Source organism: Martinezella lusitana, assembly GCF_010668395.1.
Taxonomy (GTDB): Bacteria; Pseudomonadota; Alphaproteobacteria; order Rhizobiales; family Rhizobiaceae; genus Rhizobium; species Rhizobium lusitanum_A.
The window spans coordinates 108,323-124,412 of record NZ_WUEY01000003.1; the positions used below are offsets into that span (position 1 = coordinate 108,323).

The 16,090-nt window shown below is 61.6% G+C and carries 15 protein-coding genes; 2 read left to right on the forward strand and 13 right to left on the reverse strand.

Annotation, left to right across the window (positions count from 1 at the left end):
* Positions 1–6: 6 nt before the first annotated feature.
* The 5 genes from GR212_RS07435 to dusB all read right to left on the reverse strand — a co-directional run bounded on the left by GR212_RS07435 (position 7) and on the right by dusB (position 7,549).
* Positions 7–1,371, reverse strand: coding sequence for a sigma-54-dependent transcriptional regulator (locus GR212_RS07435; RefSeq protein ID WP_163985842.1), 1,365 nt, complete (start codon positions 1,369–1,371; stop codon positions 7–9).
* A complete protein-coding gene (locus GR212_RS07440; RefSeq protein ID WP_163986317.1) occupies positions 1,361–3,634 on the reverse strand; it encodes a sensor histidine kinase NtrY-like in 2,274 nt (757 codons plus the stop codon). Before GR212_RS07440 ends, GR212_RS07435 begins: the two co-directional genes overlap by 11 nt.
* Before the next feature lie 284 nt (positions 3,635–3,918).
* Positions 3,919–5,370: a nitrogen regulation protein NR(I) gene (gene ntrC / locus GR212_RS07445; RefSeq protein ID WP_163985843.1), complete on the reverse strand. Its 1,452-nt coding sequence runs from the start codon at positions 5,368–5,370 to the stop codon at positions 3,919–3,921.
* Complete coding sequence (locus GR212_RS07450; RefSeq protein ID WP_163985844.1) at positions 5,367–6,524, reverse strand: two-component system sensor histidine kinase NtrB; 1,158 nt, start codon at positions 6,522–6,524, stop codon at positions 5,367–5,369. The genes ntrC and GR212_RS07450 overlap by 4 nt, the downstream gene beginning before the upstream one ends.
* Positions 6,521–7,549, reverse strand: a complete 1,029-nt coding sequence (dusB, locus tag GR212_RS07455; RefSeq protein ID WP_163985845.1) for a tRNA dihydrouridine synthase DusB — start codon at positions 7,547–7,549, stop codon at positions 6,521–6,523. Before dusB ends, GR212_RS07450 begins: the two co-directional genes overlap by 4 nt.
* Before the next feature lie 221 nt (positions 7,550–7,770).
* Between dusB and GR212_RS07460 the strand changes: the two genes are divergently transcribed.
* Positions 7,771–8,991 carry a bifunctional 2-C-methyl-D-erythritol 4-phosphate cytidylyltransferase/2-C-methyl-D-erythritol 2,4-cyclodiphosphate synthase gene (locus GR212_RS07460; RefSeq protein WP_163985846.1) on the forward strand — a complete coding sequence of 407 codons (1,221 nt, stop codon included), beginning with the start codon at positions 7,771–7,773 and terminating at the stop codon, positions 8,989–8,991.
* Positions 8,991–9,485: a CinA family protein gene (locus GR212_RS07465; protein ID WP_204326312.1), complete on the forward strand. Its 495-nt coding sequence runs from the start codon at positions 8,991–8,993 to the stop codon at positions 9,483–9,485. The genes GR212_RS07460 and GR212_RS07465 overlap by 1 nt, the downstream gene beginning before the upstream one ends.
* Positions 9,486–9,497: 12 nt before the next feature.
* On the opposite strand, the gene GR212_RS07470 is transcribed toward GR212_RS07465, so the two are convergent.
* From GR212_RS07470 to GR212_RS07505, 8 genes are all read right to left on the reverse strand, one after another.
* Entirely contained in the window at positions 9,498–9,944 is a 447-nt protein-coding gene (locus GR212_RS07470) for a type II toxin-antitoxin system RatA family toxin (RefSeq protein ID WP_163985847.1), read from the reverse strand.
* 9 nt (positions 9,945–9,953) lie between these two features.
* Positions 9,954–10,547, reverse strand: a complete 594-nt coding sequence (locus GR212_RS07475) for an AAA family ATPase (protein ID WP_163985848.1) — start codon at positions 10,545–10,547, stop codon at positions 9,954–9,956.
* Between the two features lie 157 nt (positions 10,548–10,704).
* On the reverse strand, positions 10,705–11,676 hold the full coding sequence (gene lipA / locus GR212_RS07480; RefSeq protein WP_163985849.1) for a lipoyl synthase: 972 nt from the start codon (positions 11,674–11,676) through the stop codon (positions 10,705–10,707).
* A gap of 35 nt (positions 11,677–11,711) precedes the next feature.
* Positions 11,712–11,960 (reverse strand): GlsB/YeaQ/YmgE family stress response membrane protein, encoded by a 249-nt coding sequence (locus GR212_RS07485; RefSeq protein ID WP_163985850.1) that lies wholly within the window; start codon positions 11,958–11,960, stop codon positions 11,712–11,714.
* 136 nt (positions 11,961–12,096) lie between these two features.
* The gene (locus GR212_RS07490) at positions 12,097–12,351 is read right to left on the reverse strand and encodes a GlsB/YeaQ/YmgE family stress response membrane protein (RefSeq protein WP_163985851.1); all 255 of its coding nucleotides are present in this window, start codon (positions 12,349–12,351) and stop codon (positions 12,097–12,099) included.
* 55 nt (positions 12,352–12,406) lie between these two features.
* A complete protein-coding gene (gene lpdA, locus GR212_RS07495) occupies positions 12,407–13,870 on the reverse strand; it encodes a dihydrolipoyl dehydrogenase (protein WP_163985852.1) in 1,464 nt (487 codons plus the stop codon).
* A 52-nt stretch (positions 13,871–13,922) separates the two neighbouring features.
* Positions 13,923–14,564: an SGNH/GDSL hydrolase family protein gene (locus tag GR212_RS07500; RefSeq protein ID WP_163985853.1), complete on the reverse strand. Its 642-nt coding sequence runs from the start codon at positions 14,562–14,564 to the stop codon at positions 13,923–13,925.
* Positions 14,565–14,702: 138 nt separating this feature from the next.
* Positions 14,703–16,079: a pyruvate dehydrogenase complex dihydrolipoamide acetyltransferase gene (locus GR212_RS07505; protein ID WP_163985854.1), complete on the reverse strand. Its 1,377-nt coding sequence runs from the start codon at positions 16,077–16,079 to the stop codon at positions 14,703–14,705.
* Positions 16,080–16,090 lie beyond the last annotated feature (11 nt).

The following is a 16,090-nucleotide window of genomic DNA, read 5'->3' on the forward strand; positions in this document are numbered from 1 at the left end:
GGCCGCTCAGACGCCCAGCGATTTCAGCTTGCGATGCAGCGCGGAACGCTCCATGCCGACAAACTCCGCCGTGCGCGATATATTGCCGCCGAAACGGTTGATCTGGGCAATGAGATAATCGCGCTCGAACATTTCGCGCGCTTCGCGCAGCGGCAGCGTCATGATGTGGTAGTCGTTCTTGGCGGAGACCTTCGGCAGCATGTCGCCAAGGTCGGTCGGCAGCATTTCCGCCGTGATCGGTGTGTCCGCTCCATCCGAACGCGCCAGAATCATCAGACGCTCGATGTTGTTGCGCAGCTGGCGGATGTTGCCCGGCCAGTCATGCGCCTGCAGCACGGCCATGGCGTCGTCGCCGATCCTGCGCGGACGGATGCCGGCCTGCTCGGAAATCTGGCGCATCAACTGGTCGACGAGGAACGGAATGTCCTCCCGTCGTTCGGCAAGAGCCGGCACGCGAACGGGCACGACGGCCAGGCGATGATAGAGATCCTCGCGGAACAGGCTCTCGGCAATCCGGCTCTCGAGATTATAGGCCGTGGAAGAGATGATGCGCACGTCCACCTTGACGCGCTTCGAGCCGCCGACCCGCTCGAACTGCTGATCGACGAGCACGCGCAGGATCTTGTTCTGTGTCTCGCGCGGCATTTCACCGACTTCGTCGAGATAGAGGATGCCGCGATGGGCCTCTTCGAGAGCGCCGATCTTGCGTGCCTGCCCCGGCGAGCCCTCGGTGCCGAACAGCGCGATTTCCATCCGCTCAGGCGTGATCGTCGCCGCATTCAGCGCCACGAAAGGACCGTTTGCACGGGTCGATTTCTTGTGCATCATCCGGGCCACGAGTTCCTTGCCGGAACCGGACGGACCGAAGATCATGACACGGCTGTTGGTCGGGGAGACCTTGTCGATCGTCTGGCGCAACTGCGAAACGGCGACAGACGTTCCGATCAACTCGACGGCATCGCCGGTGCGGCGCTTCAGCTCGGAAACCTCGCGCTTCAGCTTCGAATTTTCCAGGGCGCGCTCGGCGATCAGGATCAATCGGTCGGCCTTGAACGGCTTTTCGATGAAGTCGAAGGCGCCGCGCTTGATGGCGGAAACGGCCGTTTCGATGTTGCCGTGACCCGAAATCATGACGACGGGCAAATCAGGATGGCGCGCCTTGATCTCGTCCAGCAGGGCAAGCCCGTCGAGCTTGCTGCCCTGCATCCAGATATCGAGGAAAATCAGCCGCGGCGCTCGATCGGAAATCGCGGCGAGCGCGCTGTCACTGTCGTGCGCCGTTCGGGTTTCGTGACCCTCATCCGAAAGAATTCCCGAAACGATTTCGCGAATGTCTTCCTCGTCGTCGACTACGAGAATATCAGATGCCATAGACGCTTTCCTTGTCAGTTGCAGTCTGGGCGACGGCGGCCTGCTCACGGCGCGGCAGATGCACGCGGATCATGGCTCCCCTGCCCTGGTCGAAATCGGCGGGCGCATCGTGGAGTTCGATCTGCCCGCCATGGTCTTCAATGATCTTCTTGACGATGGCGAGACCCAAGCCCGTGCCCTTCTCGCGCATCGTCATATAGGGTTCGAGAATGCTGTGACGGTTCTCCACCGGCAGGCCGCGGCCGTTGTCGATGACATCGACGGTGAAACGATCGCGGTCCGGATCCAGCGACGACCGCACCAGAACCTTCGGCTGCTCGCGCGCCTGATCGCTCGGCACGCCTTCGATCGCCTCGACGGCATTCTTGATGAGATTGCCGAAGGCCTGACCCAGCATGCGGGCATCGAACATGCCCTCCAGTCGTTCGTCACCCAGCTCACGCTCGAATTTGACGTGATTGTTGCCCATCTCGCGCAGGAACACGGCGTCGCGCAGAATATCGCGCAGATCGCTCGGCTCCATGGTCGGCTTGGGCATGCGGGCGAACGAGGAGAATTCGTCGACCATGCGGCCGATATCGCCCACCTGCCGGATGATGGTATCCGTGCACTGGTCGAAGACCGGACGGTCGACATCGGCGATGTTCTTGCCAAAGCGGCGGCGGATACGCTCGGCGGAGAGCTGGATCGGCGTCAGCGGATTCTTGATCTCATGGGCAATGCGGCGAGCGACGTCGGCCCAGGCGGTCGAGCGCTGGGCTATGACCAGATCGGTGATGTCGTCGAGCGTAATCACATAGGATTCGTTGGCATCGCGCGCTTCCTCGCGCGTCACCTGTACGCTGAGCGTCCGCACCGTTCCGCCGCGAACGAGGCTGATCTGCTTGCGGAAGTCGTTGCGAAGACGCGTCGTCGCCTCGGTTACGACCTGATCGACCTCGGGGGAAATCTCCGCCAGATTCTTGCCGATGAGCTCGTCGCTTTTCAGCGTCAGCAGATCCTCGGCCGACGTGTTGACGATGGTGATGCGCCGATCATGCTCGACGCCGATCACGGCTGCCGTCACGCCCGACAGCACGGCCTCGATGAAGCGGCGGCGGTCGTCGACCTCATCCTTCGCTTCAAGGATTTCATCGCGCTGGGTGCGGATTTCCGAGATCATCTTGTTGAACGTGCGCGACAGGCTGCCGACGTCGCCGTCCGCCGAGCGCACGGGAACCAGCACGTTCATATTGCCCGAGGCGACATTGTCCGCGGCACTGATGAGGAGACGGATCGGTCGGACAATACGGTCGGCAATCGCGATGGCGGTCCAGATCGCCGCAAGCAACACGATGAGGGCGAAACCGATGTAGAGAACGGCGAAGGCGACCTGAAGCGACATGCGCCCCTCTTCCATCGCCTTGTATTCGACGGTGTTGTCCTCAACCATCCGCATGGCGTTCATGACACGGGGGTCGACCGCGCGCACGGTGTAGAGGAACGAACCGGGGATTTCGTCGAGCTTGATGACCGCGCCGACGAGGTTGGTCACACCGGGCGGGATGAGCGTCGGCTGTCCGTTGGCCGAGGAATCGAGCGCATCCTTCGGAATGGCCGGCAGCGGCCGCTCGGTCTTGATATCGGCCTGGACGATGGCACTGCCGTCGCGACGCACGAGGAAGGCGCCCAGCAAGCCGCGCCCCCGTGCCTGACGCGTCATCAGGTCGGCAAAGCCGGTGCGATCAAGGTTGAAGAGCGAGCGATTGCGCTCCAAGTCGTTCGCCATCGAGACGGTCTGCCCCTGAAGATAGCTCGCATTCTCCATGAGATAGGCTTGCGCGACGTTCTGCGAGGAGCTGATGATCTGCTGCGTGCGTACGCCGAACCACCGGTCCAGGCCGACATTGAGCGTCAGGCTGGCAACGATGGCGACGAGGATAGCCGGCGTGATCGCCACGATCGAAAAGAGCGCGACGATACGGATATGCAGGCGCGCTGCGGCACGGCCACGGCTGCGCGCCTTCACCAGGCGCCCGACTTCGCGGGCGATCAAGGCGATCAGCCCCAGCACGAACAAACCGTTGATCACGACCGAGGTAAAGACGACCGAGGAAGTCGGGGCGACGGGCGTCAGCCCGAGAAGCATCAGCAGGGTCGCGATAGCGCACAGGAGCGCGCCGCCGGCCAAGATCAGGCCAGGCAGGGCAAAGGAAGCACGACGGTCCGTCACCTTGACAACCGCCTCGTCGCTCGCCGCCGGCGACATCGCGTCCTGCATCATTCCCATCATCTCCACGCCCGAGCGACGGTTGGCGCCCTGGTCAAACCGCATAGCCATATCAGGCTTTCATGCGAGCAACAGGCAAAGGCGGGAACTGTCGTCCGGTTTCGCACAGGAGCGAAACCTTTACTTCAAGTCATCTTTGCAAAATGCTGAAAGATCAGACGAACCCTCACTTTTCCGAGGGAAAGTCAGACGAATCGCCACTGCAAAAAAAGACGAATCAACTGCGTGACCTTTAAGCAACGCATTGTGGCGAAAATGCAACGCATCGGATTGCGTTGTCAAGCCGTGCGGGAGCTTCTGTAAACCGAAACTCCCAGTTCTCTGATCTTTTTGCGCAGCGTATTGCGGTTGAGGCCCAAAAGATCTGCAGCCTTGATCTGATTGCCGCGCGTCGCCGTCAAGGCGGCGAGAATCAGCGGATATTCCATTTCCGTCAACACGCGGTCGTAGAGGCCCGGCGGCGGGAGATTATCGCCGAAGCCGGCGAAATAGGTCCGCATATTTTCCTCGACCGCCTGGGCAATGGTCATCGTTCCGGTGCGAACGGGACCCTTTTCGATCGGACTATCGGGGACGTCGGCACGCAGCTCCGCGTCGATGATCTCCTTGGTGATGACGTCCTGCGGATAGAGCGCCATCAGCCGGCGGATCAGGTTTTCCAGCTCGCGCACGTTGCCCGGCCACGGATAGGCCTTCATGAGTTCCAGCGCTTCCTGGTCGAAGCGCTTGGAGCCCAGGCCCTCCTTTTCGGCCTGCTGCACGAAATGGCGCACAAGATCGGGAATATCCTCGGCGCGATCGCGCAACGGCGGCAGACGCAGCGGCACGACATTGAGGCGATAATACAGGTCTTCGCGGAACAGGCCCTGATTGATCGCCTGCTTCAGATCCTTGTTGGTGGCAGCGACGATGCGGACGTCGGTGCGGATCGGCGTGCGGCCGCCGACGGTCGTGTACTCGCCCTGCTGCAGCACGCGCAGGAGGCGCGTCTGGGCATCCATCGGCATGTCGCCGATTTCATCGAGAAACAGCGTGCCGCCTTCCGCCTGTTCGAAGCGGCCCGTCGAGCGGGTCTGCGCACCGGTGAAGGCGCCCTTCTCGTGACCGAACAGTTCCGATTCGATCAAGTCGCGCGGGATGGCGGCCATGTTGATGGCGACGAAGGGGCCATTGCGGCGCTTTCCGTAGTCGTGCAGCGCCCGCGCCACCAGCTCCTTGCCAGTGCCGGATTCGCCGGTAATCATCAGGGTGAGATCGGTCTGCATCAGGCGCGCGAGGACGCGATAGATTTCCTGCATCGCGGCCGAACGGCCAACGAGCGGCATGCCGTCCTGCATGTCGTCATCGAGCTTTGCCGGCTTGCGCTTCGGTTCCGACAGCGCCCGGCCGACGATCGCAATCAGTTCCGTCAGGTCGAACGGCTTCGGCAGATAGTCGTAAGCACCCTTCTCCGAGGCCTTGATCGCCGTCATGAAGGTGTTTTGTGCACTCATGACGAGAACGGGCAGATCCGGTCTCGCCTTCTTGATGCGCGGCAGCAGGTCGAATGCGTTTTCGTCGGGCATGACGACGTCGGTTACAACGAGGTCGCCTTCGCCGGCTGAGACCCAACGCCAGAGGGTGGCGGCGTTGGACGTGATGCGTACATCGTAGCCTGCGCGGCTCAGAGCCTGATTGAGCACGGTACGGATGGCCGCGTCGTCATCGGCGACAAGGATCGTGGCTGTCATCGAGTAGTCCCTGTAGAGTTCGGAAGGGGGGCATCTTCTAAAGTGATGCCCTTGGAGGCGGGCATCAAAACGCGGAATGTGGTGCGATGGTTCTGGCTGTCGCATTCGACGATGCCGCCGTGATCGCCGATGATCTTGGCGACCAGCGCAAGGCCGAGGCCGGTTCCATTCGTCTTCGTGGTGATGAACGGATCGAATAGGTGCGGCACGAGATCGGGCGGGACGCCGGGGCCGTTGTCGATGACGCAGAATTCCAGCGGCAAGGAGATCTTCTCGCGCGTGCCGGCAACCGAAAGCCTGATACCGGGCCGATAGGCCGTCGTCAGCATGATCTCGCCGTCCTGCCGGTCGCCGGCCGCCTCGGCGGCGTTCTTCACCAGATTGAGGAAGACCTGAATGAGCTGGTCGCGGTTGGCAAAAACCGCCGGCAGAGACGGGTCGTAGTTCTCGGAAATCTTGATGTTGCGGGCGAAACCGGCCTTGGCGATGGCCTTCACGTGGTCCAGCACGGAATGGATGTTGACGGGCACGCGATCGACCGGCCGCTCGTCGGAGAAAACCTCCATGCGATCGACCAGCGAGACGATACGGTCGGTCTCGTCGCAGATGAGGCGCGTCAGCGCACGATCGTCGTCCTCGACCGATTGTTCGAGCAGCTGGGCGGCGCCGCGAATGCCGGACAGCGGATTCTTGATCTCGTGCGCCAGCATGGAGGCAAGGCCGGTGACCGAGCGAGCGGCGGCGCGATGGGTCAATTGCCGGTCGATCTTGTCCGCCATGGAGCGTTCCTGGAACACGACCACCACCGAGCCTATGTCGCTCGGAACCGGCGCGACGTAGAGGTCCACCAGCTTGTCCTGCCCCAGGCGCGGAGAGCTGAGATCCACGCGGTATTCGTTGACGGGCGCCCGGCGCTCGCGCACCTGGTCGATCAATGCCAGCAAAGGGCTACCGAAGGGGATGAATGTCGAGATCTTGTAGCGCGACAGATGCGAGGCGCTTGCGCCAAAAAAGGCTTCCGCCTCCCAATTGGCAAAGGCGATCAGTCCCGCCTCGTCGACCATGACGACGGGGTTCTGGATCGCGTTGAGGACAGCCATGGCCACGGAATTAGCCGTGTTATCCCCGGCTCCGGAGCTGGATTTCGAAGTCATGCAGCCTCCTGAACGCATTGGGCGAGATCGGCGCCGGCCTGCAATGCCGCATGGAACGATGCGGCCACCTCGCCACTCTCTTTCGACGTCATGATTTTCGCCTTGTCGGCACCTGTCGTCGCCGGCGCATACCGGTCGAGATACCAGGCGAGATGCTTGCGGGCGTGGCGAATGCCGACCGCCTCGCCGTAGAACTCCAGCATCATCCGGTAATGTTCGAGTGCAATATCGACGATCTCCTGGCGGCCTGGCTGGCGATGACCGGCCAGAACGCCCGCATGCCACGGACGGCCCTGACAACCGCGGCCGATCATGACGGCGTCGGCGCCGGAGCGCCTCAGGATTTCCTGAGCGTCATCCGCCGTTTCGACATCGCCGTTGGCGACAAGCGGAATGGAGATGACATCGCGCACGGCGCGGATCGCATCCCAATCCGCCCTGCCCTCATAAAACTGCATGCGCGTGCGACCATGAATGGTCACGAGCTGGATACCGGCTTCCTCGGCACGGCGCGCGATATGAGGCGCGTTGATGGTGTTCTCATCCCAGCCGAGCCGCATCTTCAGCGTCACGGGGATGCTCACCGCGCCGACTGTCGCCTCTATCAATGTCAGCGCATGATCCGGGTCACGCATCAGCGCCGAGCCGGAATAGCCGCCGATGACCTTCTTGGCCGGGCATCCCATGTTGATATCGATGATATCGGCGCCATTGTCGGCAGCGATTTTCGCCGCCTCCGCCATCCAATGCGCCTCACGGCCGGCAAGCTGCACCATATGCGGCTTCAATCCGGCGCTCTTCAGACGTGCCCAGGATTCAGCCGTGTCCTGCACGAGCTCGCGGCTTGCAACCATTTCCGTGACAACAAGGCCGGCGCCATAACGCAGGGCGAGCTGACGGAAAGGAAGATCGGTCACGCCCGACATCGGTGCAAGGATCACGCGATTTCGGATAGGCACGGAACCGATGGAAAAGGAGGCTGCAAGCTTGGAAGAAAGCAAATGATTATCTTTCGGGCACACCATACATCTGCACTATTTTTAGACACGCTTTAAAAGTTTGCCAAGGGGTTTCGGAGGATGCCGATATTTTTTGGGCAAATGCTGGAAAATACTCAGTTGAGGCGATAGACCCTGCTGAAGCAGGATCCCGTTTGGCGATCTATTTAGCATGTGCTTGTGCAAAGGAAAGCTCTACGCTTTTCAACGCCATGCCGGAGACCGAGCCTTTCATCCTTCGGGGGTTTATGACGCAAATGCATTCAACGCAACCGCTGTCGGTGGGAATCGTGATCGTTGCCGCCGGGCGCGGCGAACGGGCGGGCTCTCCGGAAGAAGGCCCCAAGCAGTATCGCCCGATCGGCGGCAGAGCGGTTATTGCGCATACGCTTGAAAGATTCGTGACATGGCCGCAGGCATCGAAGATCGTCGTGGTCATCCATCGCGACGATGAAAAGCTGCTGCGTTCGGCGCTGGAACAGGTTGCCGGCTTGCCCGAGATCGAGATCGCCTTCGGCGGCGCGACGCGACAGCAATCCGTGCTTGCCGGGCTCCGGCAACTTGAGGAAAGCGGCGTGACGCATGTCATGATCCATGATGCCGTACGCCCTTTCTTCGACCATGATCTGCTGGATCGCGTCGCAGCGGCGCTTGCCGCGGGCGCGCCGGCCGTGCTGCCCGCCATGCCGGTCACCGACACGCTGAAGCGCGGCGACACAAACGGGCTGGTCGTCGATACCGTGCCGCGTACGGGGCTTCACGCCGCGCAGACGCCGCAATCCTTCCGCTTCGCCGATATTCTTGCCGCGCACGAGAAGGCGGAGGCTGACGGCAAAACCGACTTTACCGACGATGCAGCAATTGCGGAATGGTGTAACCTGCCGGTGACACTGGTCATCGGCAGCGCCGACAATGTGAAACTGACGATCAAGAGGGATATTGCCATGGCCGATGAAAAGCTCAATGCCGGTCTGCTGCCGGACGTGCGTACCGGCAACGGCTATGACGTGCACCAGCTGGAGCCCGGCGACGGCGTGGTTCTCTGCGGCGTGTTCATTCCGCATGACCAAAGGCTGAAGGGACATTCCGATGCCGATGTGGCCTTGCATGCCCTGACGGATGCCCTGCTCGCCACATGCGGCGCCGGCGACATCGGCGACCATTTCCCTCCTTCCGATCCGCAATGGAAAGGCGCGCCGTCCCGCATCTTCATCGAGCATGCGGCCAAAATCGTGCGCGAGCGCGGCGGCACCATCATGAATGCGGACGTCTCGCTGATTGCCGAAGCGCCCAAGGTCGGGCCGCATCGCGACACCATGCGCGCTAGGCTTTCGGAGTTTCTGAACATCAGCATCGATCGCTGCTCGGTGAAGGCAACGACAAACGAGAAAATCGGCTTCATCGGACGGCGCGAGGGCATTGCCGCCATCGCGACGGCGACAGTCGTCTATCGCGGAGGCAAGGCATAATGCATTTCCCGGATGAAATTCTCGCGCTTGCGCAAACGATCGTCACGGATTTCACGGCAAAGGGCTGGATGGTCGCCACGGCAGAATCCTGCACCGGCGGCCTGATCGCCGGCGCGTTGACGGAAATTCCCGGCTCGTCCGCCGTGGTCGATCGCGGCTTCGTGACCTACACCAATACCGCCAAGATGGAGATGCTCGGCGTCCAGGAACAGACGCTCGCGCAATTCGGCGCGGTATCAAAGGAAACGGCGCTGCAGATGGTGCATGGTGCCCTCTTCCGCTCCCGGGCCGATTTTGCCGTGGCCGTCACCGGCGTTGCCGGTCCCGGCGGCGGCTCCGCAGAAAAACCTGTCGGCCTCGTCCACCTGGCGGCCAAGGCGCGCAACGGCACACTTATCCATCGTGAAATGCGCTACGGCGACATCGGCCGCGACAATGTCCGGCTCGCCACCTTAAAGACGGCATTGGAGATGCTCGTCGCACTCGGTCGGTGACCGCACGCAGCTTCACGCGTATATCTTGTTCGCACGCGTCTCGAAGGCGTCGGTGAACATGCGGAAGGCCCTATCGAACATCGATCCCATCAAGGCCCCGAGAATGCGGCTCTTGAACTCATAATCGATGAAGAAATCGATCACGCAGCCGCCATTCTCCGAGGGCGTGAAGCGCCAGCGATTGTCGAGATACTTGAAGGGGCCGTCGATGTATTTCACGTCGATCGCGCGTTCCGCCTTGTTCAGCAGTACCTGCGTCGTGAAGGTCTCGCGGATCGCCTTGTAGCCGACGGTCATATCGGCAATCAGCAGGATCTTGCCGTCTCGCTCCTTGCGGCTGCGGACCACAAGCGCGTCGCAAAGCGGCAGGAACTCCGGATAACGCTCCACGTCGGCGACGAGGTCGAACATCTGATCGGGTGAATGCGGAACGGGGCGATGGGTTTCGAATTGAGGCATGAGCCGCAATTAAGCAGGACGGCCAAGAAGATCAAGAAGCTGACGCATTTCGCCGCGGGATTTCAGCTGCAAAACAGGCACTTCCGGGCCATGTTCGGCAAGACCCGCAAGAACGCGCGGCGTAAACTTCTCCTCGAATGTCCAGATGAAGCGCAGGAATTCCCAATCGACCTTCTCGATGCAGCCCGGCGCCATTTCCGGGCGTGTGCGACCCATCCACTTTATCCAGCGCGAGACGACGCCCCAGATGCAAAGCAGGCGCGGCATCCGCACCCAGATGACGAGATCGGTGCGTGGCAGGCGCGCATCGAATGTCGAGGGATTGGTGCCGTCCATGATCCATCGCTCGCCCTGCACCTTGGCAACGACGATGGCGCGCTGCTCCTCCCTGCCGCGCTCGACCCAGCCCGGCAACCACAGAACGTCGCGATCGATGGAGATATAGGGAAAGCCGAAGCGGGCAGCGATCTCCAGCGACAGGGTCGACTTGCCGCCGCCGGAGCACCCCATGACCAGGATGCGATTCGCCTTTCTGATAAGGCCGGCCGCTTGATCGATATTAACGACATAGGCAAGCGCCTGCGGCGCGACGATCTGCTCCACGGTCCAGCTCCACAATCGCCTCTAAGACACCGACACCGGCAACAAACGGCGGCGTGTTCCCTATTCCGCCGATATGACGAACAAATAACAGCCCACACAAAAACCGCGGCGATTGTGCCGCGGTTCGTTCAAAAGACAAGCCTCGATCCTGTTCGGCTTATTCGGCCGCCAGCAGCAGCTTCTTGGCGCGAGCAGCGCGCAGCCGCTCGAAATCGTCGCCGGCATGATGCGACGAGCGGGTCAGCGGGCTCGAGGACACCATGAGGAAGCCCTTGGTATAAGCCACGGTCTCATAGGACTTGAACTCATCCGGCGTCACGAAGCTCATGACCTGATGATGCTTGCGCGTCGGCTGCAGATACTGGCCGATGGTCAGGAAGTCGACATCGGCGGTGCGCAGGTCGTCCATCAGCTGAAGGACTTCATTACGCTCCTCACCAAGGCCGACCATGATGCCGGACTTGGTGAACATGGTCGGATCCAGCTCCTTGACGCGCTGCAGCAGGCGGACGGAATGGAAATAGCGCGCGCCGGGACGAACCGTCAGATAATTGCCCGGTACGGTTTCCATGTTGTGATTGAAGACATCGGGCTTGGCCGCGACGACACGCTCGAGCGCACCCGGCTTCTTCAGGAAGTCAGGCGTCAGGATCTCGATCGTGGTCGTCGGCGAAGCGGCGCGGATCGCCCAGATCACCTTCTCGAAGTGCTCGGCGCCACCGTCTGCCAGGTCGTCGCGGTCGACCGAGGTGATGACGACGTGGCTGAGGCCCATCTCCTTGACGGCCTTGGCGACGTTTTCCGGCTCTGCCATGTCGAGCGCGTTCGGCTTGCCGGTCGCGACGTTGCAGAAGGCGCAGGCACGCGTGCAGATCTCACCCATGATCATGAAGGTGGCGTGCTTCTTGTCCCAACATTCGCCGATATTCGGGCAGCCGGCTTCCTCGCAGACCGTGACGAGCTTGTGCTCCTTCACGATCGAGCGTGTTTCGGCATAGCCCTTCGACGTCGGCGCCTTCACACGGATCCAGTCCGGCTTGCGCAGGACTTCCGTGTCCGGCTTGTGCGCCTTCTCCGGATGCCTGACGCGCTTTGCATCGGGGGTGATCCTGTCGAGTATCGTGACCATGAAACGTCTACTTTCCGCCGCCTAGATGCGGCCCGTCATCGCCGCGCGAATTTGGCGAGGAATATCAGAATGCATGCACCGATGAAACCGGTGATGAAAAAGCCAAGCCGGCCGCCGGGCACGCCGACATGCAGGGCCACCATCAGCGCCGCAGCCACGACCGAGCCGGCAACACCGAGGATGATGTTGAGGATGACCCCATAGCGTGCATCCATCAACTTGCCTGCGAGCCAACCCGCAAGACCGCCGATGATGATCAGACCCAGCCAACCTACGCTTTCCATCAATCCCTCATTCCAGGCGCACTACCAAGGTGCTCCAGAGCTTTTCCGCTTTTCCTCGAATCGCAAAAACGCTCTATCCTTTTGTTTTTACGCAATTCCGGACGGAAAACCGCTATGCAATTTTCCTGGAATTGCTCTAGGCGATCAATCTCGCCAACAGCACCACAACGATCGCGCCGACGGTGGCATGGATGATTTCCACCACCAGCGCATTTTCTATACCGAGCGATATCCCGAACCAATGGAAGAGGAAACCGCCCACGAAAGCTCCGATCACGCCGCTCACCAGGCAACTGATGAGCCCGCCGCCGCCAACAACCAGGCTCGCGAGAAAACCCGCGACCAGCCCGATAAGAAGAAAGACGACCCAACCTTCCGTAGTGATAGACATGTTGATTTCCTTTCCTGTTTTCCACCCCTCGGATAAAGGGCGGGGCAGGAAATTATCAAGCGTTCAGCACCCGGCCGTAGGCATCCAGCACGGCTTCCTTCATCGTTTCCGAAACGGTCGGATGCGGGAAGATCGTGTGCATCAACTCTTCTTCCGTCGTCTCCAGGTTCATGGCGACGACGAAGCCCTGGATGAGTTCGGTCACTTCGGCACCGACCATGTGCGCACCGAGCAGCTCGCCGGTCTTCTTGTCGAAGATGACCTTGCAGAGGCCCTGGTCTTCGCCAAGCGCGATCGCCTTGCCGTTGAAGGCGAAGGAGAAGCGGCCGACGCGGATGTCGCGGCCGAGTTCCTTGGCCTTGGCTTCGGTCAGGCCGACGGAGGCAACCTGCGGCTGGCAATAGGTGCAGCCCGGAACCTTGCTCTTGTCGGTCGGATGGACATTCGGCAGGCCGGCGATCTTCTCGATGCAGACGACGCCTTCGTGCTCGGCCTTGTGCGCCAGCATCGGCGGGCCGGCGACGTCGCCGATCGCGTAGATGCCCGGCACGTTGGTCTTGCCGTAGCCGTCGATGACGACGCAGCCGCGGTCAGTCTTTACGCCAAGCGCCTCGAGACCGAGATTCTCGATGTTGCCCTGTACGCCGACGGCGGAGATCATGCGATCGGCAACGATCTGCTGCACCTTGCCGTCTTCGGTTTCGACATGAGCGGTGATGCTGTTGGCGGCCTTGTCGACTTTCGTGACCTTGGCCTTGGTGAAGATCTTCAGGCCGCGCTTTTCGAGCTGCTTGCGGGCGATGCCGGAAATTTCGGCATCCTCGACCGGCATGATCGTCGGCATGACCTCGACGACGGTGACGTCGACACCCATCGAGCGATAGAAGCTCGCGAACTCGATGCCGATGGCGCCGGAGCCCATGACGAGCAGAGACTTCGGCAGGAAGTCCGGCTTCAGCGCTTCGAAATAGGTCCAGATCAGCTTGCCGTCCGGCTCGATGCCGGGCAGAGCGCGCGGACGAGCGCCCGTGGCGATGATGATGTGCTTGGCAGTGTAAGTGCCCTCGCCCTTGACGTTCTTCGGCACCGGATGCTGCGGCTCGACGACCGGCTTGGTCGACTTGCTGACGACGATCTCGCCTGGCTGAGCGCCAGTCGCAGCCTTGGTGATCTTGGCTTCACCCCAGATGACATCGACCTTGTTCTTCTTCATGAGGAAGCCGACGCCGGTGTTGAGGCGGGCAGATACGCCGCGCGAACGGGCGACGACTGCCTTCACATCGGGGCTTACCTTGCCTTCGAGAACAAGGCCGTAATCCTTCAGATGGTTGGAATGATCGAGAATTTCGGCCGAACGGAGCAGCGCCTTTGTCGGTATGCAGCCCCAGTTGAGGCAGATGCCGCCCAGATGCTCGCGCTCGACGATCGCGGTCTTCAGGCCCAGCTGGCCGGCGCGCACGGCAGCGACGTAACCGCCGGGACCGGATCCGATGATAATGACGTCGTAATTCTCAGCCATGTGTTTCCTGCCTTATTGGTGGCGGCGGATCAGAGCCGGCGCCTTGAATTTATCAGAGACCGAGCATCATCCGCACGATCGGCTCTAGGCCGCGACCGAGCGCCCGGGTGTTTTCCGCATCGAGATGCACGCCATCGAGCGGTGTGGTGACGGCAACGGAATTCGCATCGAAGAAGCCGCAGCCCAACTCATCGGCCAGATCGCTGTAGAGCGTCGGCAGCTTGGCCGATTCCTTGACGGCGCCGAGGAAGCTCGCGGCGAACGCGGGATTGGCGGTCTCGGAGATCGCCGGCGGGGCGACGATGAGGATGTCGGGCACCTCGTAGTCGAATCCCCAGGCGTGATTGCGCACGAGCTGGATCAGCCGGCTGAGACCTTGCAGAGCGGCAAAGGCCGAGCCGGCGACGACCGGCTTCATGTCGTTGGTGCCCAGCATGATGACGACGAGATCGAGCGGATTGTGGGTCTGCAGGATCGTCGGCAAAATCCGCGCGCCGTTGCGATCGCAATCGGCGAGATGATCGTCGAACGCGGTGGTGCGGCCGTTCAATCCTTCCGGAATGACGCGGACCTGATTGCCGAGCGCATTTTGCAGCACGCTCGGCCACCGGTCTTCATAGGCATGACGGCCGATCGTCTCGGCGCTATAACCCCATGTCAGCGAGTCGCCATAACACAGAACGGTCTTGGTCATTCATGCCTCCGTGTCGTGACCAGAGCGTGATGCCGAAAAGTGTAAGCGGTTTTCGGGCGACATCACGCTCTCCCTAGTTAATTCCGGAGCGGATTCAGATTTTAGGTCTATTCGACCTAAAATCATCCGGCTCCAGGCTCAGACGAGCATCCCCATCGGGTTTTCGATGTAGCCCTTGAAGGCGGCCAGGAGTTCGGCACCGAGCGCCCCATCGACGGCACGATGATCGGTCGACAGCGTGACGGTCATCACGGTGGCAATCGCCATTTCGCCCTTCTTGACGATGACGCGCTGTTCGCCCGCGCCGACGGCCAGAATGGTCGCATGCGGCGGGTTGACGACGGCGGCGAAGTTCTTGACGCCCATCATGCCCATGTTCGACACGGCAGTCGTACCGCCCTGATACTCCTCAGGCTTCAGCTTGCGCTCCTTGGCGCGCTTGCCGTAGTCCTTCATCTCGTTGGAGATGGTCGAGAGCGTCTTCTGCTCGGCGCTGCGGATGATCGGCGTGATCAGGCCGCCAGGAATGGAGACGGCAACACCGACATCGGCATGCTTGTGCTTGACCATGTTGCTGTCGGTCCAGGAGACGTTGGCATCCGGCACGTCACGCAGTGCCAGCGCCAGGGCCTTGATGACCATGTCGTTGACCGAGAGCTTGTAGGCCGGAACGCCGTCCTTCGACTTCGGAGCGGAATCGTTGAGCTGCGTGCGCAGTGCCAGCAGCGCGTCGAGTTCGCAATCGACCGAGACGTAGAAGTGCGGGATCGTCTGCTTGGATTCCTGCAGGCGCTTGGCGATGGTCTTGCGCATGCCGTCATGCGGAACGAGCTCGTAAGAACCCTGCTCGAACAGCTTGAGGACGGCGTCGTCGGACATGCCCTTCGGCGCGGCGGCGGGAGCAGCAGCGGCGGCCGGCTGTGCAGCCGGTGCTGCTGCGGGAGCAGCCTTGGCCGTGCCGCCGGAAACCGCAGCCTCGATGTCCTTCTTGACCACGCGGCCGTGCGGACCGGTGCCGGAGACGGCAGTCACGTCGATGCCGGCTTCCTTGGCAAGGCGGCGTGCGAGCGGCGAAGCGAAGGTGCGATGACCGTCATTTGCTGCCGGAGCCGATGCAGCCGGCGCCAGGGCTGGTGCGGCAGGAGCCGAAACGCTTGCCGGAGCCGGCGCAGCAGCGGGAGCAGCGGCCGGAGCCGCTTCCGCCTTTGGCGCTTCCTTCGCAGCCGGAGCAGCGCCGCCGCCAGCGCTGGAAGCAGCAGCGGCAACATCTTCGCCATCGGCAGCGAGCACCGCGATCAAGGCATTGACCTTGACGCCTTCGGTGCCGGCCGGAATGACGATCTTGGCAACGGTGCCTTCATCGACGGCCTCGACTTCCATCGTTGCCTTGTCAGTCTCGATCTCGGCGATCACATCGCCGGACTTGATCTTGTCGCCTTCCTTGACCAGCCACTTGGCGAGGTTGCCCTCTTCCATGGTCGGCGAGAGGGCAGGCATGGTGATGTTGATAGGCATCGATGAGCCCT

Bases quoted from the DNA above. Each gene is read 5' to 3' on its own strand.
- GR212_RS07435 (WP_163985842.1), bottom strand. From the start codon at position 1,371: ATGGCATCTGATATTCTCGTAGTCGACGACGAGGAAGACATTCGCGAA.
- lipA (WP_163985849.1), bottom strand. From the start codon at position 11,676: ATGGTCACGATACTCGACAGGATCACCCCCGATGCAAAGCGCGTCAGG.
- GR212_RS07450 (WP_163985844.1), bottom strand. From the start codon at position 6,524: ATGACTTCGAAATCCAGCTCCGGAGCCGGGGATAACACGGCTAATTCC.
- GR212_RS07490 (WP_163985851.1), bottom strand. From the start codon at position 12,351: ATGTCTATCACTACGGAAGGTTGGGTCGTCTTTCTTCTTATCGGGCTG.
- GR212_RS07505 (WP_163985854.1), bottom strand. From the start codon at position 16,079: ATGCCTATCAACATCACCATGCCTGCCCTCTCGCCGACCATGGAAGAG.
- GR212_RS07440 (WP_163986317.1), bottom strand. From the start codon at position 3,634: ATGATGCAGGACGCGATGTCGCCGGCGGCGAGCGACGAGGCGGTTGTC.
- GR212_RS07465 (WP_204326312.1), top strand. From the start codon at position 8,991: ATGCATTTCCCGGATGAAATTCTCGCGCTTGCGCAAACGATCGTCACG.
- GR212_RS07485 (WP_163985850.1), bottom strand. From the start codon at position 11,960: ATGGAAAGCGTAGGTTGGCTGGGTCTGATCATCATCGGCGGTCTTGCG.
- GR212_RS07500 (WP_163985853.1), bottom strand. From the start codon at position 14,564: ATGACCAAGACCGTTCTGTGTTATGGCGACTCGCTGACATGGGGTTAT.
- ntrC (WP_163985843.1), bottom strand. From the start codon at position 5,370: ATGACAGCCACGATCCTTGTCGCCGATGACGACGCGGCCATCCGTACC.
- GR212_RS07460 (WP_163985846.1), top strand. From the start codon at position 7,771: ATGACGCAAATGCATTCAACGCAACCGCTGTCGGTGGGAATCGTGATC.
- GR212_RS07470 (WP_163985847.1), bottom strand. From the start codon at position 9,944: ATGCCTCAATTCGAAACCCATCGCCCCGTTCCGCATTCACCCGATCAG.
- lpdA (WP_163985852.1), bottom strand. From the start codon at position 13,870: ATGGCTGAGAATTACGACGTCATTATCATCGGATCCGGTCCCGGCGGT.
- dusB (WP_163985845.1), bottom strand. From the start codon at position 7,549: ATGGTGTGCCCGAAAGATAATCATTTGCTTTCTTCCAAGCTTGCAGCC.